19 protein-coding genes are annotated in these 24,423 nt (G+C 39.4%); 4 read left to right on the top strand and 15 right to left on the bottom strand.

Going from position 1 to position 24,423, the window contains the following annotated elements; genetic code table 11:
* Positions 1-2 precede the first annotated feature (2 nt).
* The 3 genes from R7P64_RS15420 to R7P64_RS15430 are packed head-to-tail and all read left to right on the top strand — an operon-like array spanning position 3 to position 8,440.
* Positions 3-1,487, top strand: a complete 1,485-nt coding sequence (locus tag R7P64_RS15420; RefSeq protein ID WP_025767006.1) for a hypothetical protein — start codon at positions 3-5, stop codon at positions 1,485-1,487.
* A gap of 9 nt (positions 1,488-1,496) precedes the next feature.
* On the top strand, positions 1,497-7,661 hold the full coding sequence (locus R7P64_RS15425; RefSeq protein WP_025634159.1) for a hypothetical protein: 6,165 nt from the start codon (positions 1,497-1,499) through the stop codon (positions 7,659-7,661).
* Positions 7,662-7,663: 2 nt separating this feature from the next.
* Positions 7,664-8,440, top strand: coding sequence for a prepilin peptidase (locus R7P64_RS15430; protein ID WP_213899637.1), 777 nt, complete (start codon positions 7,664-7,666; stop codon positions 8,438-8,440).
* A 66-nt stretch (positions 8,441-8,506) separates the two neighbouring features.
* On the opposite strand, the gene R7P64_RS15435 is transcribed toward R7P64_RS15430, so the two are convergent.
* From R7P64_RS15435 to R7P64_RS15445, 3 genes are read right to left on the bottom strand one after another with little or no spacing between them, the layout of a single operon-like run.
* Positions 8,507-8,950 carry a hypothetical protein gene (locus R7P64_RS15435; protein WP_025634162.1) on the bottom strand — a complete coding sequence of 148 codons (444 nt, stop codon included), beginning with the start codon at positions 8,948-8,950 and terminating at the stop codon, positions 8,507-8,509.
* On the bottom strand, positions 8,943-9,260 hold the full coding sequence (locus R7P64_RS15440; RefSeq protein ID WP_025634163.1) for a hypothetical protein: 318 nt from the start codon (positions 9,258-9,260) through the stop codon (positions 8,943-8,945). Before R7P64_RS15440 ends, R7P64_RS15435 begins: the two co-directional genes overlap by 8 nt.
* A 20-nt stretch (positions 9,261-9,280) precedes the next feature.
* Positions 9,281-11,524: a hypothetical protein gene (locus R7P64_RS15445; RefSeq protein WP_025634164.1), complete on the bottom strand. Its 2,244-nt coding sequence runs from the start codon at positions 11,522-11,524 to the stop codon at positions 9,281-9,283.
* A gap of 172 nt (positions 11,525-11,696) precedes the next feature.
* On the opposite strand from R7P64_RS15445, the gene R7P64_RS15450 reads away from it, so the two are divergent.
* Complete coding sequence (locus tag R7P64_RS15450; RefSeq protein ID WP_025634165.1) at positions 11,697-12,416, top strand: hypothetical protein; 720 nt, start codon at positions 11,697-11,699, stop codon at positions 12,414-12,416.
* Between the two features lie 61 nt (positions 12,417-12,477).
* On the opposite strand, the gene R7P64_RS15455 is transcribed toward R7P64_RS15450, so the two are convergent.
* The 12 genes from R7P64_RS15455 to R7P64_RS15510 all read right to left on the bottom strand — a co-directional run bounded on the left by R7P64_RS15455 (position 12,478) and on the right by R7P64_RS15510 (position 23,887).
* The gene (locus R7P64_RS15455; RefSeq protein WP_025634166.1) at positions 12,478-13,134 is read right to left on the bottom strand and encodes a hypothetical protein; all 657 of its coding nucleotides are present in this window, start codon (positions 13,132-13,134) and stop codon (positions 12,478-12,480) included.
* A 9-nt stretch (positions 13,135-13,143) separates the two neighbouring features.
* Positions 13,144-14,229 (bottom strand): ParM/StbA family protein, encoded by a 1,086-nt coding sequence (locus R7P64_RS15460; protein ID WP_025634167.1) that lies wholly within the window; start codon positions 14,227-14,229, stop codon positions 13,144-13,146.
* A 1,872-nt stretch (positions 14,230-16,101) separates the two neighbouring features.
* Complete coding sequence (locus R7P64_RS15465; RefSeq protein ID WP_025767165.1) at positions 16,102-16,527, bottom strand: hypothetical protein; 426 nt, start codon at positions 16,525-16,527, stop codon at positions 16,102-16,104.
* A gap of 522 nt (positions 16,528-17,049) precedes the next feature.
* Complete coding sequence (locus tag R7P64_RS15470; protein ID WP_025636793.1) at positions 17,050-17,295, bottom strand: hypothetical protein; 246 nt, start codon at positions 17,293-17,295, stop codon at positions 17,050-17,052.
* 72 nt (positions 17,296-17,367) lie between these two features.
* Positions 17,368-17,808 carry a hypothetical protein gene (locus R7P64_RS15475; RefSeq protein ID WP_025767164.1) on the bottom strand — a complete coding sequence of 147 codons (441 nt, stop codon included), beginning with the start codon at positions 17,806-17,808 and terminating at the stop codon, positions 17,368-17,370.
* A 540-nt stretch (positions 17,809-18,348) separates the two neighbouring features.
* Positions 18,349-18,723 (bottom strand): hypothetical protein, encoded by a 375-nt coding sequence (locus R7P64_RS15480; RefSeq protein ID WP_025767163.1) that lies wholly within the window; start codon positions 18,721-18,723, stop codon positions 18,349-18,351.
* A 10-nt stretch (positions 18,724-18,733) separates the two neighbouring features.
* On the bottom strand, positions 18,734-19,072 hold the full coding sequence (locus tag R7P64_RS15485) for a hypothetical protein (protein WP_025636798.1): 339 nt from the start codon (positions 19,070-19,072) through the stop codon (positions 18,734-18,736).
* A 579-nt stretch (positions 19,073-19,651) separates the two neighbouring features.
* Complete coding sequence (locus R7P64_RS15490; protein ID WP_025767162.1) at positions 19,652-20,833, bottom strand: DGQHR domain-containing protein; 1,182 nt, start codon at positions 20,831-20,833, stop codon at positions 19,652-19,654.
* 1,253 nt (positions 20,834-22,086) lie between these two features.
* Positions 22,087-22,284: a hypothetical protein gene (locus tag R7P64_RS15495; RefSeq protein ID WP_025636691.1), complete on the bottom strand. Its 198-nt coding sequence runs from the start codon at positions 22,282-22,284 to the stop codon at positions 22,087-22,089.
* Positions 22,281-22,871, bottom strand: a complete 591-nt coding sequence (locus R7P64_RS15500) for a hypothetical protein (RefSeq protein ID WP_139364688.1) — start codon at positions 22,869-22,871, stop codon at positions 22,281-22,283. The genes R7P64_RS15495 and R7P64_RS15500 overlap by 4 nt, the downstream gene beginning before the upstream one ends.
* Positions 22,872-23,347: 476 nt before the next feature.
* Positions 23,348-23,557: a hypothetical protein gene (locus R7P64_RS15505; RefSeq protein ID WP_025636820.1), complete on the bottom strand. Its 210-nt coding sequence runs from the start codon at positions 23,555-23,557 to the stop codon at positions 23,348-23,350.
* Positions 23,558-23,593: 36 nt separating this feature from the next.
* Positions 23,594-23,887, bottom strand: a complete 294-nt coding sequence (locus tag R7P64_RS15510) for a hypothetical protein (RefSeq protein WP_025636822.1) — start codon at positions 23,885-23,887, stop codon at positions 23,594-23,596.
* Between the last annotated feature and the right edge of the window lie 536 nt (positions 23,888-24,423).

Raw genomic sequence — 24,423 nt, forward strand, 5'->3', positions numbered from 1 at the left:
CGATGAGCAATTTTATTGAGTTAATGGAAAGTGAAAACGTACCAACAAACTTTAAATTTCTTCTAGGATTCCATCAAGAGACCAGCAAGCTTTCGCACTTCGGAATCGCAAAGCACATTGGTTTACTAGATCAATACATTGAAGATAGCGTTGACTTAGGTTTGCTTAACAATATGACGCTTGAAGAACTATGCATTCAGTTTCCTCACCTAAATATGAGTAAAGAAAAGTTATCTATCTTGAAATCAGGAGTACCTTACTTCAATGGCTTGTATCAACTAGAAATAAACAAAGAAGCCTACAAGTATAAGGACCTCTATGACTATTGCACTGATGGTAAATCAATTGTTCTAAACCTAAACAATAAACCCATAATATTTTTGCCTAGCGAAAATGATTACTATCAACTACAGCTCGATATTAGTAGCAAAAACCACTCTAACGAAATCGTTTTTTGGCTTGATTGCGCTGGCTTATTACCTACAACAGACACCGAATCATCGGCTCCCGGTACAGGGATCGCCATACAAGAACAAGTCATGGCAAATAACTACTATATAGCCATAGCACCTGAAAGTGAGATTGTTCGTAACCTTTCTAGGATAGACTCCAGTGTATTCTCGAAAGTTAATGAAAAGCTATATGAAGACCAATTACCACATCAGGCCGAAGGGTGTATTGAATTTCTTTCTTTTGCGGAAAAGCACCTGATACACAAGATCCACTTCAATATTATAGATAACTCTATCAATAGAGTCGTCTGTCTAAATCAAATGGTTACTGAATCTTTTGATTGGACTTCTCTAGGTATGTATCAGGGGTTAAAGCTATTTTTGCAAGAATCCGGCATACCTACCAAAGCTTTAAATGAAACCCCGTATTCAGGTTTCACGGTTATAGAAATGCTTACATCAGAACATACTGATGAAAGCTTTGAATGCGGCATTAAAATAAACTCAATCCCTATCCCTGGCGGCTATACCCTAATTTTGGACATGATGTACACATCTGAGTTTGAGATAGAGACAAATCAGACAAGCACTCCTGAAATTCAAGAGGGAATTGTTCAGTTAAGCTTCGGGAGTATTAAACAAGATCCACTTGGTGGAATGATCAATAGCGTACGAGAGCATTTGAATGAAGAAAATGGAGATACATTTCTAGCGTATGAAGATTCATTTCCTATCTACTTAACAGATCTTGTTCACACAAACCTTTCAGGTGATATCAATAGTTTACTCTCACAGTACGCTTCTTCAGGTATGCAGTTCCTAATAATTGGAGAAATCTCTAGCGAATTCATTGCCAATACTGCACTGATTGCAGCACAAAATGGCTTTATGGTGTTCGGATGGGTTTATTCGGCCACAGAGTCAGGCGCACTAAAAAAATTCACGTATAAACAATCTATTTATAGACAAAGCGAACCTCATGCACTTGGGCAACTCGTTAGACCTATCCAAATTGAACATGAAACTAGCGAGTAGGGGGGAACTATGAATCACAATACACCTAGTAACATTGTAGAAAGACTAGAAGCAAGTCTCCGAGGCACGGTCTATGCCACTAAAAAAGACCGTAACAAAACTATTTTGAGAGATTATGGACATCCATTCGGACGCTCCAAGAACTCAATGGGTGCTAGTTTAAAGCTTTCCGATTACGTGAATGGAAAGTCAAAAAGTCTCAATGAAACTTATTCGAGGGAATTTGCAGAAGTTCATTGGGCTAAAGCCGCTGCATTGGCCATCCATCTAACATCTGGATTTGAAGTCTATTCAAAAAATGGTATTTCTGAATTCTTTGAAGAGCGTAAAAAGCTCGGAAAAATTGCAAGTGAGCTCAGGGCTACCGGAGACGATGTATATAAAAATCCTGAGTATGTGGCCGCTAAAAACAAAGCATATGAAGCATGGCAACGTAGGTTTAGTCCAGAACACAACTCAGCATCAATCTTAGATAAAACTCACAAAGCTCAAGATTCACTTTTAAGTGAGTTCTCTAGCCAAGCAGTTAAACTTGGGTACATAGATCATTCTTCACTTTTTAGATTAGAGAAGCTAGTTAGAGAAAACATAAAGTCTCTAAATAACGGGGTTCATGAAAATGAACTAGCTAATCCTGCTCAAATGTATCAACACAAAGCTGAACTTTATGAGCTAATGTTGAGCGAAACGTATCAAGCAGACACTAAATCACTGCAGCTTCTTGGTAAAAATATGTTTCAAGAGCACTTAAGTGAGATACAAAGTTACGCAGATAGTCAAAAGTACACAAGCTCTAGTGGTAAGCGCGTTGATTTTGACATTGACCTAAACTCATACGCTGACTCTCCAACTATTGGTGAAAATGGTGCAAAAGTCGGAGGTATCGCTAAGGAATTCCACCACAAAGGCGGTAAAAAGTCAGAATGGTCGGTTGCTGCTGGGATTAGGGTTTTTTACAACGACAAAAATCCGAGTGACATAACGCCAACGGTCTCACTTGCCGTCGGTATTTCGCTTATAGGTCGAGACTCTACATTTATCAGTTTTAAACCTGACTTCAAAGGCTGGTGCGAACGTCTACCTTGTGCCCCTTTGGGTAACGAGGCAAACCTAACAGCTGAGCAAGCTCGTCTTGCTCACGAAACTCGTCAAAAAGAACTAGCGGATAAAATAGCTGCCTCCGCAAAAGAAGCAGAGCTTAAGCATCAACAGAAGATGCAAGAGATAGCTGAAGCTAACGCTAAACGTGAGATCGAGGTTAAAACCTTAATTGATGCCAATTTCGAAAAACCAGAACTCACTAAAGATTCCGTAAAAGGCACTTATATCCAAAAAAAACATTTGGAGGCCTTACTAAACTATCCAGAACTCCATGGTCTGATGAGACTAACATCTTTATACGACCAACCAGCGGTTAGCATTCAAATGGGCCCTAATGTGGAGGAGACTAGAGGGTTACAGTTCTTAGCCCATAATGGCTCTCCCTGGAACAAAGAAAATCCCACTAACAAAATGTTTGAAGTCATGAATGACGACATGAAAAACAATTTTGTTCAACTCGGCAATATTACACCTAAGACAACGATCATAACGAGTGAAGGCTTTGCTAATGGAGGGTCTTTGTTTATCGCCGCTAAGGAACGTGGTTTAGATGTTGCTGTTGTTTGTGCGATGTTTGCTAATAATATCTCTCACGCAATAAAGCGGTACAGCCAGGACTACCCTAACAACCCCCTATTAAACGCCTCAGATAATGACTGTTTTTTAAAAGCCCCTACGAGTGAACACTCGATTAGAGCTCTTAATTTGAATACAGGCGCGAAGGTCGCTCTTCAAGCTTACGACGAATTTGGGGTAAAAAGCTTTAGCGTTGATTGGGAAAAGTTAGATGTACTTCCAGAAGCCACTGCAATTAAGGCTACAGACTACAATAATTTATTCGATATTTTTGAATATGATAAAGCTATAGAAGTTATGGGAGACCAGTTAGAGCTGGTAATAAGCAACAATACTACACCATCAAAAGAGTATGTCGCTCCCAGGAAATTTCTGGATGCAGAAAGAGATAAATTCACTGATATCTTTGATGCATATGGCATCGATGGGACCCTACTAACCACTAGCTTTCCCGTTGGAATGCAATTCGAAACTCCAAAAGCAGTATCCGTAGAACAAGAGCGAATAGATCACCGAGTCTCTGAGCTACCTGTTCAAGAAGCTAACGTAGCTCCTAATGAACATAATATAGAACGAATAGTGTCATATTCGCTACAACGTCACATCGACGGAGATTGGCAAACTATTGAGAAAGCAGACACCGCTAAAGAAATTTTAATAAACCTAGAAATTGAAAAGGGACACGCAGTTCAGATAGCTTATGAGAAGTTTTCTCAAGCTGAAAAAAACCTTGATAGTGCTTACACCAAAGCTCTCGAATATGTTGGTTCAACATACAGATGCTTTGACGAGGAATCAAAAGTACCTTTTACTTCCGCAGATACATACAACGATATTAGGGATATTCAATTGGCCCATGATGTCGTTTTGCTTGTTGAGAATGAAACGGGAACATTTGCTAGACCAATAAGAGTTTCTGAAGATGGTGAGCTTGTTATCGGAGGTAGTAAAGGGCTGAAACAACCGAGATACAACAGCAGAGCAGACCTTGCACAAGACATCAACGCTGTAGTCGAATCAATATATTTTAGTAACAATAATTATCAGTGGCTTACTGATCAAAACTTTGTATTACGAGATATTGATGCAGATGGTAAGCCAGACAGAACTACTTCAAGGACATTTGAGGAAGAATTCGGCCTCAGCGTATCGGAAGTAATGTCTACATTAGTGGACCCAAGGTCGATACAAGCAAAGCTCGAAAACTCAAATCAGACAATCAAAATAAATTGTACGACGACAAACGAACTTGAACCAGTAACTGAATTAGAAATTGACAGTAATGAAGTTGCTTATGAGCTTGACAGAATCAGCTCTCAACCAAACATTATTGATATCGATACATCTGCTTTTTCTAGTGCAGATCAAAACTTCTATATCGAACCCGCTGAGCGGCAGTCAAAACCTTACACAGTTAAATCATTTGCACCTAATGGAGCTGTAAACGGTAACTATGAGTTCGATTCATTGGCTCTTGCAGAGAATAAAATTGACGCATTGAATGGCACTAAATTCACCATACCTACAACCGTTTACTATATTTCAAAGCATGGTGAAACGCCTATATCAACAACAATCGACCCTGTGGATTTACCGCTATTGCAGCCAAAAGCACCACTGCAAGAGGAACCTGGTCAACTTTCTCGAGAACTAGAAACCTGCTTAGTACAAATTGATTCAACAGATTGGGGGACGTACGAACTCCCAATATCAAATGATACCCCGATAATGTTGAACCAAGAGGGTAGCTGGGTTAATGCATCAACTGGAGAGCCGACAAAGACTCTTAGCTTAATTGAGCTATACAACATCGAAAACGCCCATACAGAAGGTTTAGATAACGATAATGAATTAACCTTAGATAGTACCAACTTCGCAGAGCTTGCTGCCGATGGTGGCTTCGATATTGATTTCAGAGAACAATATACAGGCTTGGACCATGATCTTATTGAAACCACACATGAAATAGAACCCATTGTCGATGATTTCAACTTTGATATTGACACATTAGCTAACCTTGACATGAATGAACTGGAACCTGAAATAGAGGGAGCCCAGTTAGAACAGCTCAAAGAAAATATAGTTGATGCTATTGACCTAGAAACAGACAACGAGCCTGTAAACCACGAGCAAGAACTGACTAACCCTGACGCTTGGTCCGATGAACTCACTCACGGCAATCATAACCTGGAAGAGAGCATTGAGGTTGAGGCAGAAACGGATAGCCCAGAATTACTCGATAATGCAGATGACTGGTTGGATGAATTATCTGAACTTGACGCCCCATCGTTTAAACCCTCAACAATCGACCCATTAGAGAGCGATATGCCTGATTTTTCAGGTATGGAAGACGTTGAATGGGGTCTTGATGATTTCGGCATAGATGAGGAAGAGCAAACCATTAGTGTTGCTGGCTCAGAACATGTTGAAAACCAGGGCACAATAGATTTGTTTGAGTTAGCTGACCAAGAAGTGGAAGTCCAATCCGTATCTAACGAACAGCCATCATCTGTAAGTCAAGCAGAAAGACACAGTATAGATACGACAATCAATGACGTAAGTATTGAATTGGGTCAAGTTGACCCCAAGTCCGATGGACTGGATCTTAAGCATCAGAAAACTACAGGGGTAGGCGAGCGTTCCTTGGCTGAGCAATCTATGGAGAAGATTGATAGAACGACAGATGTGCTTGTCAACTCTACAACAAGACCACCAAACAGCGATGAACAAGTAATAAAAACTAATACTGGGGCAAAATCATTAAGTCAGCTAGTGTTAGATGAACTAAATGCTACAAGTATTAACTTTAGTGACCAGTTCACACCAAAAGATACTTTTGTTGGAATTTCAAGCTTTACGACGGTAGGTGCCTGGGCCGATAGTTCGAAATATTGGAAATCAACAACCACTGTAGAAGCCTCTACTTTGAATGTTAGAAGTGAAATCGATTTACCTTTAGTAGACGTAGAAGCTCCAGATGTTAATGTGCCAACAACAGAACAATTAACGTCTATATTCGATAAATCTAAGCAGAAAGCTTGGAATGAACAACGAGCCGCAAACTCAATCCAGGCGCAAGTCGAAATGTTTGAGGAAATTGCGCTTTCTGAGAACCAAAACTTTAATGCGAACCTAGATGTTGCACCAGACCTTGATGGTACTTCCTCTTCCTATAACCCTAATAGTGAACAGACATCCTCAGATGCGATACCGTCAAAAGACACAACAAGCCCTGACATAGAAAATACAGCTCCTGCAAACGAGATAAAGGATGAATCCAGAAATGGACAACACCAAAGTGAGATAGAAAAGGAACTTTTAAAAGTACTTCAGTCACTCAAATCCTCAGATAAGGAGAGTGTGGCCCATCTTACTGGACTACTTACAAACATAGCTGAGAGTGCAGCCAAAAATGCCATAGACGTCCATGACGTTACAAGTAGAATTGAGACACCACATAAAGTAGAAGTGACTAACCAATCAGAGGAGCCTATCCAGGTTGTAACCAAAACATTCTCGGAGACAACAAAGGTCAATATTAATGACTTCGACTTCGATGATAATCCTGATGTAAAAGCTTATGTGAAACTTGCTAATGAACTTGTAGGCGACAAAGGACAGTCAGCTATACAAAAGAAAGCAGCCTTCCTATACGCATCAAAGACATCTCCAGAATCAGATACCAAAGAGCTAACTCAAAAAGCACTTGAAGTATTGGTATCAATAAAAAAACCTGAAGACAACTTAGCTAAACAAGAATATGCATCTAAAGCTAGTGAAATAGGCAATTGGTTGGCGACTGAAGCTAGAGTGGGGATGATGATCGAATCTACACGCAATGAGCAAGGCTACGTGACGAAATTTTCTGCTCTTGATAAAAAGCTACACGCAAAGGTACATGAATATCTTACCACGCCTTCAAGCCCAATTAAGGGCGCTAATGACCCTATATACTTTAGTCGAATTTGTCTAAAGGACGCTATTGAAAAACGTCAAATACCTGAGGATACGCTTAGGCAAGCTCTTTTCGGCATATGGAATAGCCCTGTGGGTAATACAGGTGAACTATCTAAATACTACAACAAAGTTGCTACCAGACTGCACGAAACTGGAGTAAGGAAGGTAGTTAACGATCTTAAAGAGAAAGGTATTATTGAGAATGACCCTAGTAGTAGACAAAATCTACTGTATGAAGACCCACTAGATGGGACACAAAAGTCCTTAAAGATTTCAAGTTTAAAATCTGCAGCAGCTGGTTTGGTAGCAGAACGTGAAATACAAGCTGCAAAAGAAATGCCTCGAACAGCGAAGAAGAATCAACGTGAGCCATACAGCTACTTCGTAGCTAAAGCATTTGAGAATCTAACTGAAATTAGTACTCCTTTAAAAACGGAGATTGATTTAGATAAGCCATGGAGAGCAACATTGCGAAGAGGTGATGGTTCGCGTTCTGATATGAACTCCAAAGAGCAAGAAACTATGGAGATTACAAGATAACAATGATTTCTTATCTGTTCCTGGTAATTACTGGTAGTCTCATTGCAAAGATCACTTATGTCATAGCTGGATTTCTGCCACAAATTGAAGAAGATGAGATCAGAAATGATCTCATCACCTATTATCCTGAATACTCTTTAGAACCAAGTAACCGTGAAGGACGGTTTGACTTCACTAGCTTATGCAAAAGTGTTGGATACTGGGTACCTTTCTCCTGCATTGCTGGTGGCCTGAAGGGAAACAACCAAACTTATAAAGAGGTATTTGTATTAGAAATTACCGTAGCCGCTTCAACGGTGACTCTATACCAAATAGCAACTTCATTTGAGCAGTTTCTTTTAATGCTCATTTTCTTTTGCCTAACAGCAATGGCGTTTTTGGTTGACCTAGCGAGTCAATTTCTACCAGAAAAACTAACAAATTTCATTTTATGGTCTGGTTTGGTTCTGGCTTGTACAGAGTATGGCTATCTATCTTCCGAAGAATCGCTTAGCGGTGCTTTATTAGGGTATGGGCTTCTTTACCTTTTCAATACTATGCATAAAGTGCTTTACAAAAATATTGGAATGGCAAATGGTGATTTAAGGCTGGGGGCTGGTATAGGGGCTTGGGCTGGCGTAGAGATAACAATGCTCACAATACTCTTTATGTTTGTGTTCATCGTCATAACATATATAAGAGGAACGAGAGGGCAGTATCCACTGGGGCCATATATAGTGATAAGCTCTTACATAGCATTCATAGTCAACAATCCCAGTTTTTTAACTATTAATTTTTAAATTAAAGCAGCTATCGTAGCTGCTTTATTTTCTAATATGAATAGTAATATGGGCCCTACCAAACCACTACCTCATGTTACTTTCATCCAACCCATATTCTGTCTCCGCTAAATCGAGTAGCAGATTTAAAAACTCATCATTCGTTGAAGACTTAGCTACTCTCTTACATAAGGAATCAAACCTTTTTTTGGTAAGCTTAGACAGTGCCATTGTGGTTGTTGAAGTTTTATCACGAGATTTCGCAGCATGAAACAAACCGACGAACTTATCTACTCTAGACTCTGGAAAGAAAACCAATAATTGCATGAAAGTAGACCGAATCTTCTGTACATCCGTTTCATCAATTTTATTAAGCTGAGATTGAATTGCTTTAGATGTTGTACGAAAACCATCCGGGTCATTGCAGTGGTTAAGTGCCAAAAAATTATCGTTAGCATCCAGAATCCACTTTAAAAACTGGTAGTTATTTGGCCCACGTATGTTAACTTTTTTGCTTAATGAATTAGACATGAGTATCGGCCTTTTTATACAGCGTGAAAAACACGGTCGTCCATAACCAAGCTAAAACGTAAAATCCCTCGCCGGGAGGAGCTGTAAGCAAACATCCAATAGATACAATTACCACTGCAACCTCAACGGCCTTTAAGAGGGTAGGAGATAGTACTCCACCTTTGAACTTATGAATGATGCATAGCAAACCAAGTACAAATGCCGACGTCATAAAGACTAAGACTGCATTTCCTTCAACAACTGATGACACCAAACTTACGGTAGCAAATAGGGCAAGTAACATCATAAATTTGTTAAAAATCTTTAGCATTTGTACTCCTGATCTCTTAGTTATATATACTCAAAGTCAGCATGCTTAGAAGCTTCAGTACCTACGTACGAGTATTCCGCTTTTCTCACACGAACAAAGAGGGGGCTATAGCTATTATGTTGGTTGAAGTGGCCAACAGCATGGTTTCTTTCGTCAGCGATAGCTCTTTCGATTAAAGCTGATTTAAACTCGCTATACGTAGTGCTCCTATTACCATCGGAATCCTCAGGTAACTCCAAAATCAAATTCAATATCAAATCTGAAAATTTATCATTTGGTTCTGGTAGCTCAGAGTCGAGTCTATCGAGTAAGGAAATCGAATCTGATATCACACGGTAGATTAGAATATCAGTAAATTTAAGCTTCTCGAGATCATTAGAAAACTCAGAATCGATGCCTTCAACTCTGTTTAGAATTGAGCCGAGAACATCGTTAATAGCAACGTCTGACTTGGATTTGAGTATTTCTTCATCAACCTCACTACTTTTGAGTGACATCAGAGTAGAACAAAGCTCATCGACAACGATTTGAATTGATTTTTCATAAATTGAGTCTCTTGTAGTTAGCAATCGCTCGCAGAATGACATGTGTCTTTCAGCAATATGAATCCTTTCAAGTTCTGAGTTCAACAAAGATCTCCTAGATTCACCTGCCTTTTCATACTGAGAAACTTTTCTGTTTAATCGTTGCAATTCCTCTTGTAACTTATCAACTCTTAACGAGAAATCAGAGCACTCTGCTTTTAACAAACGTAAGTCAGAAGAGGTTGATTCAAGAGATTCGATTTTCTCAAGCTTCACCTTCTTATCTGCCTTAGCTTTTCTCAACTGTGTACGATTAGATGCAATTGAAGCGTTAGCTTTCTTGGCTCGTTCAATATATAAACTGGCAAGTTCAATTAGTCTTAGATAAAGAGGTTGTCGAGCGCCTTTATAAATGCTTCTTTGAGATTCAATAGCGCTTCTAGTGCATCTCTTTAAAGAGTCAACGCTATCCCTATTAAAAAGCACGAGCTGGTCTTTCTTAAGAATAATGTCCTTAGCAATAAAATCTTCAAAACGTTCGTCATACAGCTTTGCTGTCCTCTCAGATATCTCTTTTATGCTTTTCTCGCGGAATTCAGAGTTACTTAACGTTTGGTTTGGTGCATTCTTTAGTACGTCCATCATTATTTCTTCTGAACGACGAAGAGAAACATCAACGTTATCCAGTAACAGCTCAGTAGGACGAAGAGTATTGCTCTCATCAATCGTGCATAATCCCGCTCTAACGAAATACATTAAAGCGTCTTGCACTTTGAAAGGTATGTCAGAACCATAAGAGACATTATTCAATAAATTTGAGCGCTCTTGTAGAAACTCTAAATCTGAGTCACTTCTTAATGCGCGAGCTTGGGCCCGTACTGCTCTTGATATTTGGCATGAAAATAGGGCAATTGAAATCTCATCAACAACTTTAAAAATCTTAGCTGCAAATCTTGTAATCCTATTATCTAAAGAGTTAGTTAGGGTCAAGTAGCCTAATCGCTCATCTAGCCACATGAAATCCTTATGACAGATAAGCAAAGAGTGAGCTAATTCCTCTCTTTTATGTACAGGCAGCTTTTTAGGCATGAGAGGTAGTAAGATTTGCTCTTGTATCATCCCATTAAACTTTACAGCTCGTTCTGCGTGGTTAAGAAGGTTTTCTAACTTAACGTTAAAGTTGTTTGGAATAAGGAAAAGCGTAGACTCTTTAGTATTTCTCTCACGACCCTTTATACGTGTGTCATTGAACTCAAAATAGAGCCTCTTAATTTTGAGTTGTCTCGTGTCGACTTTTGGTCTGAACTCTAGGATTTTCATCAGCCCCAAAACATTAAATGGTTTTTCACTAAATGCTTCTTGATGTCCAAGCTTGGGGTTAAAACTCTGATATTTGGGATCGGCTAAGCGTTGGGCAAGTAGCCCAATTTCAATTGGGACCTGAGAGTACAGGTAATCAAACAGATTTTCGAAAAACTCATCCCACGATTTAACTAGTTCCTTGCCAAACGAATCTACAAGTACACTCTTGATGACACGGATTCTTTCGGTACTAACAGTTGCTTCTGGGTACTCCACGTCAAGAAATTCTTTAATCTGAGCTTGAGTATGTGGACCCTCACCATTTAGCCCTAGTGCCAACTCTAAAATTCGGGCGTTGCGTTTGGGATTCTCTAGTAGTTCAATCTTTTGAACAATGTCTGCCAGCCTAGAGATAAGTAACTTTTTGGTTTTTGGCATTCTTATCACCTTAAATCAAAGGTTTACTACTTTTGTATTTATTATATTGCGGTAATAACCATATTGCTAAGAATTCTATTATATATTATAGCAAATGTTAAGTCAGCTTTGTGTTAATAAAATTAGATATATGCTATAAATGGACTATAAACAATAGAAAGTGGAGTTCACAATGACTGTAGAGCTAGAAGAGTTAAAAAGCCCTTGGGTGGAACTGTATGAACAATGTTTAGAATCAGCATACGATTACCCTTACAGTGACTTAGAAGGTTTCCCTGGCTTATACGCCAGAAGACTTAAAACAGCAATTTTGCTAAAACAAAATAGGAACAAAAAAATCAGTATAACTGAAGCAAGTACGATTGCAGATAGAGCAGCAAAACACACCCTAGTCGAACTTAGGGCTAAGTTCACAGAGCGTTGTAGTTTTTCACACATCAAAAACGAGCTCAGAAAGGGTAGTGCTAGCCAGATTCCAGGAAGAAAAATAATAGACAATGGTATGGCTGCAAAATTCATGAACATTGTCGTTGGTTTCCCTACCTATAAACTAAGTTCTAACGAGATTAAATTTCTCCTTTCGAAATTCGATAGTGACTTAGTACACTACGATAGTGAGAAGTGGTACATAACGATCAAGGTTTTTGAATTGCATTTAGAAGAGGCGGAACCGACACCACAAGAGATGGCTGTTCTGGATAGCGTTGCACGATCTTCAATTCCTAGCATTATTGCATACACATTGGACTCAGATTACAAGATCGACTGGAAGGACTTTTTTAACGCTGTTAAAGCAAGAGTTAAAGAAACAGTTAAACAAGGTTTTAATAGGTTCAAAAGTCGGAAAGGGGACTTAGACAATGAACAAATTGAGGCTCTCTTTGACGAATAAAATAGGTACCAACTCCTTTCAAAAGTGGGGCTTAACTAAACAGTGCTAAGCCCCATTTTTCTTAAGCTATCAGCAATGACTCCATGTTGAAATTATCAATAGCTAAGCTATCAGAGACACCATCTTTACTTTCAAGATAATCATCTTTCGTAGAAAAAGCATCTGGCTGTTCAGTTTGCCCCTCAACAGCTCTAAAGCCAATAGGGTGGTTTGAAAGCTTTTCAATACTTGAAGCTATTTTAGCCAAATGTTGCTCAACATTTTCGAGTGTCTTGTACTCATTACACTTAAACCTTTCTTTATTACTTTGGTTTTGAAGGAAATGAATAGCAGAATTCATCATATTGATAGCATGTTGGTTGACATCATTAAGAGCTTGCTTGGGATCGTTTTCGGAATGTGCAGACAAATAAGTATGAACGAGACCTTGGTGATACACAGAAGAATCCGTTATGTGTATGCTAGCTCTTCTCTTTACTTTATCAATGTGTAACCCTAAGTTGCGGCACCAATCCCAGTCTCTGATCTCATGAGGGAGGATGTTATCAAAATAATACATAAGCTTATCGAACTCACCCTCTTCGATGAAATACCCAATTCTAATTAACTCTTCGACTAACGATTTGAGAGTTATTGATTTTGAATTCGCTAACTCTCGGCATTCTGTTGAGTAATCATTTGGTATCCTTATTTCCACTTTTAATGAAAAGCGCCCCATGACCTTTGCCTACTTATTCTTTTTGTTGTTTTGGTACCAAAGCTCTGCAAACAACTCAAGGCCCCAAGCGTTTAGCTTGTCTGCTTCATCTGGTATGAGGAATGAGTTGTTATCTTTACCGTAATACTCTTCAATTAAAGGTGTAATTTCTTCACGCAATGCGGCAATAGTACCTCCAATGAATATGATTAAATCAATATCTACAGCTTTAGATAAGGTATCAGTGATTGCGCCAAAAATCTTACTAGCTAGCTCCTTCCGTGCATTCTCTGCCCATTCAGAATGATCTTTCTCAACCCCCCGAACTGTAACAATACCTTCATCAATTAACTTACGGCACTGCTGATGTGTGGGTGTGGTGAAACCTAAATCGTAAAGGTAGTTGGATGCTTTTTTGACAATCTGATTGAACCCGATGTCCTGGGTGACAGAACGATCCATATCAATAGTTCCATCGTCAAACACAGCTATATCAGTTGTTTTACCACCAGGATCAGCGATTGCGATCGTTTTTCCTATGTATTCAGGGTTATGTACCAACATCCCTGAATCATCTCTCTTAAATAGGAATACACGAAGGGCTGCTAGTGCTTCGGGCTGAACAAGTAGAGCTTCAATATTTGACTTCCGCAGCTTCGATTCCGGGTCAGTACCTAAGTGATCAAAAGATCTCTGCATAGAGAGCATCTTTTGCTTAACATTGTTTTCGTTGACGGACCCATCTGTTTTAAAGAACTGTCTTAATGGCATTCCAGTACAAAGAACGTACTTTTTATTGAGTAACTCATCTCCAAATTGATTTAAGCCATGCTGCAGTAAAACCTGAGCTGCTTCACTATTGGAGAAGTCATCGTTCCTGGGAATAGGTTGTTTTACCTCACCAATGGTGTAAGCGTTACCTGTAACAGCAGAAGTAAATTTCGTTTGAACAGGAGCATTACTTGATACTGAAAAGGTTTCATCTAGTACCGCAAAACGTTCAGTCGAACGTTGGATGTGTGTAGGAAAGGAGGTTTTAACAGATTCAGCTGAGATCTTATGTTGGGCATTACCGTCATCATACCCAATAAATAGTGTTGAACAGTCGTTAAACATAGTAAAATATCTCTATTGTTTTTTAGTGATAAATGCAATATATAGCATGTATGTGACAACCTCAAATATTTTCACTTTAGGAGGCAGGTGTTGATTGAAGACTGGCGAGAGAAGTTAAAGGAGAACTTGGAGAGAAATTACCAAATAGAAGTATCATCTCTCTATATATCGAAAAAGAATCGAATGGTATATGTACAATTTTCTGACAGTTCAAATGTACAAAAATACTTAGGTTTAAATTTAGACCTAGTCGATGTAGTGATTAGACAAAATACATGGGAATATTGCCAGAATAGCAAGGTATCAACGTTAATTGAAAAACGACATAGAGTAAAACTACCAAAGAATAAAATGAGTAAATATTGCTTCGAATCTTAGTAAGAGTAATCGAAAACTAAGTTATTTTTTATCAGAAGATCTATTTAACTTTAGTTAAATAGATCTTCTGATAACGTATTTTATGGTAAATGGCCATTATGTTTAATACTCACAAATTTCAAATTCACAGGGGAAAGAGATTTCACATAGTCAACTTTCTAAAGGAGGTATCTAACTTATTGATATTTGGTAGGTGGTAACAACTACGTGTACAAAATTCCAATCGTCGTGAATTTAACATAACATAGATAATATACACTAAGAGTGTAAGAGCAATTTTAATATGTCATCTTATACTTAATGAACATGCAGAGCTTTGAGTACCTCAACCGATGCTAAATCCCATGATTGACCGAGACTTTAATCGTATTACAGTGATGCAAAATGTTCGCGAACACCGCCTTCGTCAAATCGACGATTTAGGCTGCAAATATATATAATTTAAGTCCTCGACAATTGGAAGCTTATTTAGTCAGTTAAGCCAGTTTGGTGCTTCTACGTTAGCACATACGTCAAGAGCCGAATCAAGCAACCGACGTTTTCTTTGCCTAATCATCTGAACATCATGGGAGCTCAATACTTTGATTTGTAGCTAACATTCGCTTGTGAGGTTCTAACGGAACAACACAACTTGGCTCTGACTGTCTATACACTAAGTCAGTTGATGACAGTCGATGGCCCCACGTGCCACACTAGCCATTTGCTTGCCAACCTCGTTATTCACATAGGTCAAATAATAAATAGTATTTTCAATTTCTGAATACAAAGGTGGAAGGTTATCATTAAGGTTCCAACCTCATTTTAAAGTAAATTGTTCTGAGCTCCTTGCTCTAAGTAGACCTCAGTTGCTCTCCCCAACATCCCCCTAGCCTTCACTCAAAATATTCACATTATTTCAAAAGATACGTCTCTTAACATCCTAAAAATGGACGCATCTATCGCTTTGGCAACATCACACATTGAGCTGTCTAAAGCTAAAACATGCTCTTAAGTTGATAACTTAAGATAAATCCACCACAGCCTTAATTACTCACAGTTGTAGATATGCCCTGGCAAAGGGTCTTTTTTGTCCTGACCGATTAGCGGCTATTTGGTGGGACTGTAATGGCAATTGGATGGCAATAATCAAGCTAATATACCCGATGGACATTTAATAAGTGAGTAAAGTATTACGTCACAGTGAGAGTAATCGGACACTTAAAGGTCATAGAAAGGAGCCCAAAAGGACAGTGTAATTTTTGATATTTACAAATATGGGAGAAAAACAAGTCTGTCAAACAAAACGCAGACCCTTCTTTAGAATTAAAATATTTTAATACTTTTAAATTTAAAATAATTAAAAGGGCTTCGCCAAAATATAGATCGAAATAATCAATGTCAAGTTCTTTAATATTGCATTGTGATCGGGGGATGACGGGTTGGCTGGGGCCGAGCTGTCGGGGGTGACCCCCAAGAAGCGGGAAATTAAGCATTTAGGGCTTTAGCCCTAAGTGCTTAAATGGATAATTCGCTATATCCAGAGTGATCAATTGACTCTGTCATGGTGATCTTGCGACCAAAGAATGACCACTCTAATTTACGTACTAAACGTGTTTTGTACTGGACTTCTGAAATTACAGAAGGCGTAGTTTCCACACCAAACGTTTCTCTCAGTAACTCTTGTGCCTTAGCAACTATTGACCCCTGCGTAATCTCGAATTGAAGATCGAACAACTTTTCTTTCACAAGGTCTCCGATAGGTGTTTCTGAGGCTTTGCCGAATTCATATTTTATTCCCAGTTCACAGTAGACAGCGTTTGGAGTTTTTTTCTGAAATTCCGCGCTAAAGAATCTCCCCTGAGTTAAACCCATATCGTTGTCACCAACTTGACCAATAATCTTGCCGTTAGTGATGTAGAAGTTATGAACTGTTACTTTCATTTTTTGTCCCGCCAGTAGTATTCCCAACTGTTTCCATTATACCAAAACCAGATTAAAATACCACATTAAAACACAAATATAGGTAAAATATACTTAACTATTTTAATTGACTTATATCCAGACAAAGACGACACAATAGGGCTCGATAGAGGGTTAGCTTTTTAGGCGAAGCCGTTAAGAAAAGCGTTGAAACTTCTTTTAGCTGCCGAAGGCAGATCATTTAGGCCACCAGCACCTGCCATAGCAATGACAACGGGGTTTATGTTGGCATTGCTATGGCGCTGGAGGTCTAGCAGCCTTGAGCGATACATTGAAATGCATCAAACCTTATTACTGCACTATGGATGACAACGTGTTTTTGTTGGCGTCCATAGTGATTTAGGTTTGATTGAAATTTCAATGACAACACTTAGCGAGGAACGAGCTTTAGTGATGTAGGGGTAAGTCCGGCGGGTGGGCCTCGGTGGCGACTAGGGGGAACCCCTGTTAGTGGAGAGCGTCCAATTGAAACAAATTTACTTGTTACAATTGGATAGTTATTAGTATTAAAATTAAAAGTATCGCCAATTTTACTCTTTGCTTTGTACTCGTTTTCGTTTTGATAGTTTCTACAATTTTATCTATTAGACCGAAAGCCTCTGCAAACCCAACAATTAGTACAAATACTGTAAAAGCATCAGCCACATTTGAGAAACCCAAACGCTCAAAAATAAATGTTAGAGCGTCAGCTACTGCGTAAATGCGTAATAACAATGCTGCTAAATTCAATATGTTCCCCCTACCCTTAATATATTCCTTTTCAATTAGCTAGTATGTTCAATTGATATATGACAGATATCGCTAGATAAGTTTGAAACTAGATAATAATGAATCTGGCTCATTGGTCTGTTCGATTATTAAGGATTGTCCTGACACATCCCATTCATAAGTAGAAACCGTCTTTCCCCTAAACTGTTTCATCACTTTTAACCTAGGTTCATTAAACTTCTTCCCTAGCAGAAACTTACCTATTGAAATTACTTTTGATAAAGAAGAACCACGATGCCCTTCCTCTGATAAGCAACTTAGGATTTCTACGATATTATGTCTTGTGTCGATATCCGAGTTAGTACCTAAGATAAAAGCTATGTCTGAGTCCATGTATATTGAATCATTGATCACCTTTTCATAGGTAATCGAAATAAACTTACCCTCTACTAAACCGACATTGTTTTTCCCAACATAACCGAATAAACGACTGCAAATAATGGTGTAATTATTGATGATAACTTCTAATTTCATACTGCCCCCAAGCCTATGATATTTATTTGTTCAGAGTATGTATTATAAATAAACGCAACTATAAATACCATATTAGAACACACAATAAAGTAAAATATACTTAACTATTTTAGTTGACTTTAGACCGGACAAAGACGACACAATAGGGCTCGACAGAGGGTCAGCTTTTTAGGCGAAGCCGTTAAGAAAAGCGATACAAAAGCTTCTAGCTCGCCGAAGGCGATTCATTTAGACCACCAGCACCCTGCCATAGCAATGACAACGGGGTTTATGTTGGCATTGCTATGGCGCTGGAGGTCTAACAGCCTTGAGCGATACATTGAAATTCATCAAACCTTACCACTGCACTATGGATGACAACGGATTTTTGTTGGCGTCCATAGTGATTTAGGTTTGAATGAAATTTCAATGACAGCACTTAGCGAGGCACGAGCTTTAGTGATGTAGGGGTAAGTCCGGCGGGTGGGCCTCGGTGGCGACTAGGGGGAACCCCTGTTAGTGGAGAGCAAATATTGCCCAGTAAATCTGAGCAATATTTATCTATTGATGGTCGAATGACAACGCTGCTCTTTCAAGCTCCTTCTCTAGCTCCACAAGGCGTGTCGGAAGTAACGCAAATGAAAACAAGGTCAATAATGATTCGATTGAATCCCGCCATTGAGCCGTTGACTGAAGTATTTCTAGAACCCCGAAATCTGCACAAATCTGTTTTAGCTTAACTTCATTGTTAGCTTTTTCTTCACGCTTAAGGGCAACCTTAAAGAATTCATCGAATTTATTCTGAGACATTTCTTTGACTGAAACAAAGCCAGTTCCTTTTTCTGTCCATACCATTAGATGCGGTTCTCCGCTGAATACACTGATCTGGTCTTTATAGTGCTTACTAATTAGCTCAATCTGTTTCTCGGTTCTCATAGTGGTGCCCCTACTTCAATAAACTAATGTGATTTGGTTTGTTACTTAATAGCTCTGCGATCTCAAACTGCTCCGCTACATACTCGACATTAGGGATTAAGGTAGGCTCCCATGTACTAAGCGCGACCTTTCTGCCTTGTTGAACATCATCAACAATGTTGTCTAGACTTTTGACGCTACATACCTCATACAAGCTTGTACCAAATTCATCATTCTCTACTACACATGTAGCGAACGTGCCAACGTCCTTAGATTCAATGATTAATAGACGTACTTCTGACTCCTGTTTAACCCCGCCTACTATATGACCAATAGTCACTTTTTCAATGTTTTGAATAACTGTCTTCATAATGCCCCCAAGCAATTTAACAATATAAACAGTAACTTACTTGTGTTTAGTATATCAAACCACCCAGTTAAATACCATATAATAACACGATATATTAAAAAATAAGTATTGTCCTTTCGATTGACATTAGCCCCGACAAAGGCGACACAATAGGGCTCGATAGAGGGTCAGCTTTTTAGGCGAAGCCGTTAAGAAAAGCGATACAAAAGCTTCTAGCTCGCCGAAGGCGATTCATTTAGACCACCAGCAAACTGCCATAGCAATGACAACGGGGTTGATGTTGGCATTGCTATGGCGCTGGAGGTCTAGCAGCCTTGAGCGAGATAAACTTTTGGACCCTAGGGTAGCAATCTGAATGACAAATTCTTTTCTTTGGCAATCAGATTGCTCTAGGGTTTCATTAAATGAAGCACTTGAAGAGGAACGATTCTTAGTGCTTAGGGGTAAGTCCGGCGGGTGGGCCTCGGTGGCGACTAGGGGAAACCCCTGTTAGTGGAGAGAAAATTGTGAATGCGTTATATTGTTTACTCGCAACAAAAAGCCCTGAGCTTAGTCAGGGCTTCTCTAATTAAAACTTGGTTAAGCGGCTTGTTCTGTTGCTCCATCAATGTCACCACTATCATCGCTCATACTTTGAGAACCAAAGTACTGATCCTCTAACTTTTGCCGTGCTTCAGAAAGTGGTACACCCAGGGTTGTAAGGAGTTTATTTGCAGCCAAGTCAATGCTAGTTTTATTCACTGACATATTGCCACTCTTGTCATCTATGATGCGGCCAGTAAAGTCAGACGTACCTAGATCGCGTGAGTAGTTAAGTTCTTCAAGCTTATCCCACTGAACTGCTTCGAGAGAGCCATAGTGATTCATTGCGATATTTCCAGCTACTGCAATAGCCTTTAGTGTAGCTACATGAGTCAGAATACAGGTATTACGGAATTCTTCTGCTGACGTATCGCTAAATGCTAAGCCTCCCCAACCCATGGCTCTAGAAACAGTAGTCCAAAACTCGTTTGCTAGCTGGTACTTTGAATCAGAGATTTCTTTTACTTCCTTACTCAACCCCAGCAGGATTTGGTTGATATCTTTGATAGCTTTCAAAGGAAAGTACTTTTCAGACTTCTTGGTGATAGTATTGTGCTCCATATCAACCAGGTCTTTAAACGCAACGCAGTTCTCAGTTATGTAACGAGCTAAACATGGAAGAGGGTCACGTGTATTAAAGGCATCTGAAATACTTTGTTGAGGTTTGGCCAAGTTTTGGTTGATGTCACAAAAGCCCAACTGCCTCTCTTTAAGTGTCAAGTTCGTGTATAGCATAATAGGAACATCTACGTTCTCTAGATCAAAACCTAACTCGGCGAGTTCATCACACAACATTTCTAGAGCGAAGTCGATTCCAACAGAACGATGTTGGCCATCGAATAGCTTAATGGAGCTATCCATAGATATATGAAGTAGACCAACTCGCGCTCCTTCCATAACCTCTTCAAATTCAGGCTTTTTATCTTTCTTCGACACAACCACACCAATGATAGTTGGAATGATGTAAAAACGCTTATAGTTGTTCACAAGGTATTTCGCGAAATCTTTCGCTCGCTTCATATTTACCTCTCGCTGGCTACGTTTAAGTACACTACCCTTGTTATCGATGTTTAGTAGTGAGACCAATACTGAAGCTGGAACATTCACTAGATGAAATGGTTTGAATTGCTTACCTACAGTACAAGGAAGTGAGTATGCGAAGTTTTTATCAATTGACATATTTTAGCCCCCAAGCTATTTAAAAATCAGTTAACATGAAAACTATGTCTTTGTTTTCATGTATTTATTATACACTCTTACCCCTATAAATACCACATTATAACACCAAATATTTATAAATTATTGTTCCCATATTTTATTGACTTTGGGAAGGACAAAGTCGACACAATAGGGCTCGTGAGAGGGTCGGCTTTTTAGGCGAAGCCGTTAAGAAAAGCAATACAAATGCTTCTAGCTCGCCAAAGGCGAAACTTATGGCCACCAGCAAACTGCTAGGTTGGTGACAACGGGGTTTTGTTGGCACCGACCTAGCGCTGGAGGTCAACAGCCTTGAGCAGCAGAACTTGGTGAGGGACGAGCCATAGGGATGCAGGGGTAAGTCCGGCGGGTGGGCCTCGGTGGCGACTAGGGGGGGCCCTGTTAGTGGAGAGCTAAAATCTCACAAACCCACCTAATAAAAAGAGGCTCCCTTGGGAGCCTCTTTTTAGCGTATGATAAAAATCATCGATATAGTCATGTTTGAGTAATCAAGCACTCTTTATGACCAAATAGTGCAAAACACCCTGAATATGACAAATGTTCATTCCCGGTAAATCTATTCAGATACACTCTCATTTGAACTAGGTAGTAACCGGTATCAAAATGCTCGTTGCAAACTTCACAGTCGCCAAACTTACATGTACCACTGCCAAGCAGTGTTAGCCTATACACATGTCTTAGATCACTTGTATCAGTCATCACTCAATTACCTTGTAGTTTAATCTATCCTAGAACTGTAAAGCCTTTAAGTTTTGCAAACTTGTTTGACACACTAAATCCTTTGACGACATCTAAAGGTAATCTCTGTCTTTTTATTATCCACCATGCTTTTCTTATGTGTAGCAATGCGAGTCTACGTTTTTTATTTATCGTCTCTTCTTGCTTTGTTGGTCCGCAATTTCGTAGGTAACTAAGAAGCAGACAATACAGACCATCTAAGCATTCGACCTGAAACCATATGTCACTGCCAAAACTTGGAATGTCCTCCAGTTCGAAACAAACCTGTTGCTTTCCATCAATTTCTCTAAATTTCATATTGCCCCCAAGCAATTGCTAACAACTATTATATATTATAGCAAGTGGCCGAGTTAAATACCACATTTATACACATGTAATTTTGGTAGTCTATTGAGAGCTTTGATATTGAAAGAGACTGATATTATGTTTTCTTCTGGCTTAAGGCTCGATAGCGGACCTGAGCCGCTATCATAGGGTTATTTTATTCTTAGATGCTCACCACGCTCATCCGGCTTTAGAGTGAAGAGTATGTAATCAACCTGCTCTATACAGATCTCATAATCATCGTTGATTAGTAGCACCTCCCTATCATCAGTACTGGATGTGTATTGCTGGGTAACCTTCCCTTTTAATACTTTATCTTTATTGAATACCTTTAATCCTACTAATCTCATACATTCTCCTTACTAGCAGTGATTGAATGATGAACGGCCTCCTTATGGAGCTCTAATATCTCCTTGCTTGTAAGGTAGCTATGAATCTCATTTATTTTCTTAATTACTTCAGAATGATCGTTGAAAAGTTGTTTGCGCTTATCCCATACGACTTCGTGGTGTGCTAGCTGTCCTGGTAGTGTCTTGTCATGAATGCCATAGACATATGTCCCTTCTCTGATTTTCTTTTTGACCAGCATCTTAGACATTAAAAAAATGATGAGTAGGTCCGTTTCTATGATCTGAGTAGTGAGGATAATACCGAAGAATAGACAGTCCTCCCGGTCTACGTCATCGATGTGAATCCCATTGTAACCATTCGAAAAGTAATACACTGGACTGCCTGGTTCCAGATTGTATGAAAAATAGAGATATGCATTTTCATTCTTCTGGAATAGCTCTTTCCTTCTCGCAATCTGAGTACGATATTGATCCATGTAATTATAGTTACAGATGTGCATTTCAGGGCACAACGATATGGTCTTTCCGCAGGTAGTTATGTACTTCTTTCTCTTGCTTATAGATAAGCTGCTTATTGTTTTGGTCATATTGCCCCCAAGCAATTGTTTTTTAGAATGTATTGTTACATTAGCAATTAAAGGAATTATACTAAAACACGCCATTAAATACCATATTAAAACACAAATTTAAGTTAAATATAGTTAACTATTGAGATTGACTTTTGCCCGGACAAAGACGACACAATAGGGCTCGATAGAGGGAAAGCTTTTTAGGCGAAGCCGTTAAGAAAAGCGATACAAATGCTTTTAGCTCGCCGAAGGCGATTCATATGGCCACCAGCATTCTGCTAGGACTGTGACAACGGGGGTTTGTTGGCATCGTACTAGCGCTGGTGGACAACAGCCTTGAGCGGCAATACTTGGCGAGGCACGAGACCTAGCATTGCAAGGGTAAGTCCGGCGGGTGGGCCTCGGTGGCGACTAGGGGGAACCCCTGTTAGTGGAGAGTAGGTAAGCCGCAATGTTAACTCATTGCGGCTTACCTGGGGTCAAATACCCATTAATTAGTAAACACTTAGGTTTATTACTTCCGTGCCGCTTTCAGCCAATGTAGCAATTTCTGGTTCAATATCTACCAGTTGGTCATATACTGAAAGCTCCTTGGCAGCGGCTATGTCTAGATAATATTCAGTTTTATCGGGGGTAGTAGCAATTGCATTCGTCTCTGGCAACGATTCAGCTTGAAAAGCTGCTATTGGTAAGTACTTAAACATGTCTTTCCTCCTAACATTTACAAATGATCTTGATTGTCAGATGACACTCATTGCTCTTTCGTAGAACAGACAGAAGTTCGCTCTGTCTGTTTGAATTCTCTCTTTAACCTTATCTTGCGTTGATTCTCTTAGCGCATCTAACACCTTTACTAGTATGGAAGCAGTGAATGCGTCTATCAGTAGTGGTTGAAGACCTAGTTCTTTAGATTCATCAGTAAAAGAAATTGTTGTGAGTGATTTATTGATTAGTTCATTTGGCCAAACAAAGAGCATTGCTTGGCCTTGAGCGACTTTTTTAAGATTATCGTAATTGCAGAACTCTGTTTTCATATTGCCCCCAAGCAATTGTTTTCAAATAGATAGTTACATAAGCAACTAAGGAAATTATACTAAAATACGCCCTAAAATACCACATTAATACATTTTACATGGTAAAATATACTGAACTATATTGATTGACTTTGGACCGGACAAAGGCAACACAATAGGGCTCGATAGAGGGTCAGCTTTTTAGGCGAAGCCGTTAAGAAAAGCGATACAAATGCTTTTTGCTCGCCGAAGGCGATTCATATGGCCACCAGCATTCTGCTAGGACGGTGACAACGGGGGTTGGTTGGCAATGTCCTAGCGCTGGTGGACAACAGCCTTGAGCGGCAGCACTTGGTGAGGAACGAGCCTTAGGGATGCAGGGGTAAGTCCGGCGGGTGGGCCTCGGTGGCGACTAGGGGGAACCCCTATTAGTGGAGAGTAATTTTTATGTTTCGATTGTAGTTGATTGGTTTTATGTACACCAGAGACAAAAAAGCCCCGACAATATTGCCGGGGCTGGTCGCTTGGGGAGCGGTTATTCTGGTGCTGGTTCTCTA

It is taken from the genome of Vibrio sp. 2304 (assembly GCF_033339475.1).
GTDB lineage: Bacteria > Pseudomonadota > Gammaproteobacteria > Enterobacterales > Vibrionaceae > Vibrio > Vibrio alginolyticus.

What these genes read in the sequence shown, in the direction of transcription:
- R7P64_RS15420 (WP_025767006.1), top strand. Translation starts at nt 3, where the DNA reads ATGAGCAATTTTATTGAGTTAATGGAAAGTGAAAACGTACCAACAAAC.
- R7P64_RS15425 (WP_025634159.1), top strand. Translation starts at nt 1,497, where the DNA reads ATGAATCACAATACACCTAGTAACATTGTAGAAAGACTAGAAGCAAGT.
- R7P64_RS15430 (WP_213899637.1), top strand. Translation starts at nt 7,664, where the DNA reads ATGATTTCTTATCTGTTCCTGGTAATTACTGGTAGTCTCATTGCAAAG.
- R7P64_RS15435 (WP_025634162.1), bottom strand. Translation starts at nt 8,950, where the DNA reads ATGTCTAATTCATTAAGCAAAAAAGTTAACATACGTGGGCCAAATAAC.
- R7P64_RS15440 (WP_025634163.1), bottom strand. Translation starts at nt 9,260, where the DNA reads ATGCTAAAGATTTTTAACAAATTTATGATGTTACTTGCCCTATTTGCT.
- R7P64_RS15445 (WP_025634164.1), bottom strand. Translation starts at nt 11,524, where the DNA reads ATGCCAAAAACCAAAAAGTTACTTATCTCTAGGCTGGCAGACATTGTT.
- R7P64_RS15450 (WP_025634165.1), top strand. Translation starts at nt 11,697, where the DNA reads ATGACTGTAGAGCTAGAAGAGTTAAAAAGCCCTTGGGTGGAACTGTAT.
- R7P64_RS15455 (WP_025634166.1), bottom strand. Translation starts at nt 13,134, where the DNA reads ATGGGGCGCTTTTCATTAAAAGTGGAAATAAGGATACCAAATGATTAC.
- R7P64_RS15460 (WP_025634167.1), bottom strand. Translation starts at nt 14,229, where the DNA reads ATGTTTAACGACTGTTCAACACTATTTATTGGGTATGATGACGGTAAT.
- R7P64_RS15465 (WP_025767165.1), bottom strand. Translation starts at nt 16,527, where the DNA reads ATGAAAGTAACAGTTCATAACTTCTACATCACTAACGGCAAGATTATT.
- R7P64_RS15475 (WP_025767164.1), bottom strand. Translation starts at nt 17,808, where the DNA reads ATGAAATTAGAAGTTATCATCAATAATTACACCATTATTTGCAGTCGT.
- R7P64_RS15480 (WP_025767163.1), bottom strand. Translation starts at nt 18,723, where the DNA reads ATGAGAACCGAGAAACAGATTGAGCTAATTAGTAAGCACTATAAAGAC.
- R7P64_RS15485 (WP_025636798.1), bottom strand. Translation starts at nt 19,072, where the DNA reads ATGAAGACAGTTATTCAAAACATTGAAAAAGTGACTATTGGTCATATA.
- R7P64_RS15490 (WP_025767162.1), bottom strand. Translation starts at nt 20,833, where the DNA reads ATGTCAATTGATAAAAACTTCGCATACTCACTTCCTTGTACTGTAGGT.
- R7P64_RS15495 (WP_025636691.1), bottom strand. Translation starts at nt 22,284, where the DNA reads ATGAGATTAGTAGGATTAAAGGTATTCAATAAAGATAAAGTATTAAAA.
- R7P64_RS15500 (WP_139364688.1), bottom strand. Translation starts at nt 22,871, where the DNA reads ATGACCAAAACAATAAGCAGCTTATCTATAAGCAAGAGAAAGAAGTAC.
- R7P64_RS15505 (WP_025636820.1), bottom strand. Translation starts at nt 23,557, where the DNA reads ATGTTTAAGTACTTACCAATAGCAGCTTTTCAAGCTGAATCGTTGCCA.
- R7P64_RS15510 (WP_025636822.1), bottom strand. Translation starts at nt 23,887, where the DNA reads ATGAAAACAGAGTTCTGCAATTACGATAATCTTAAAAAAGTCGCTCAA.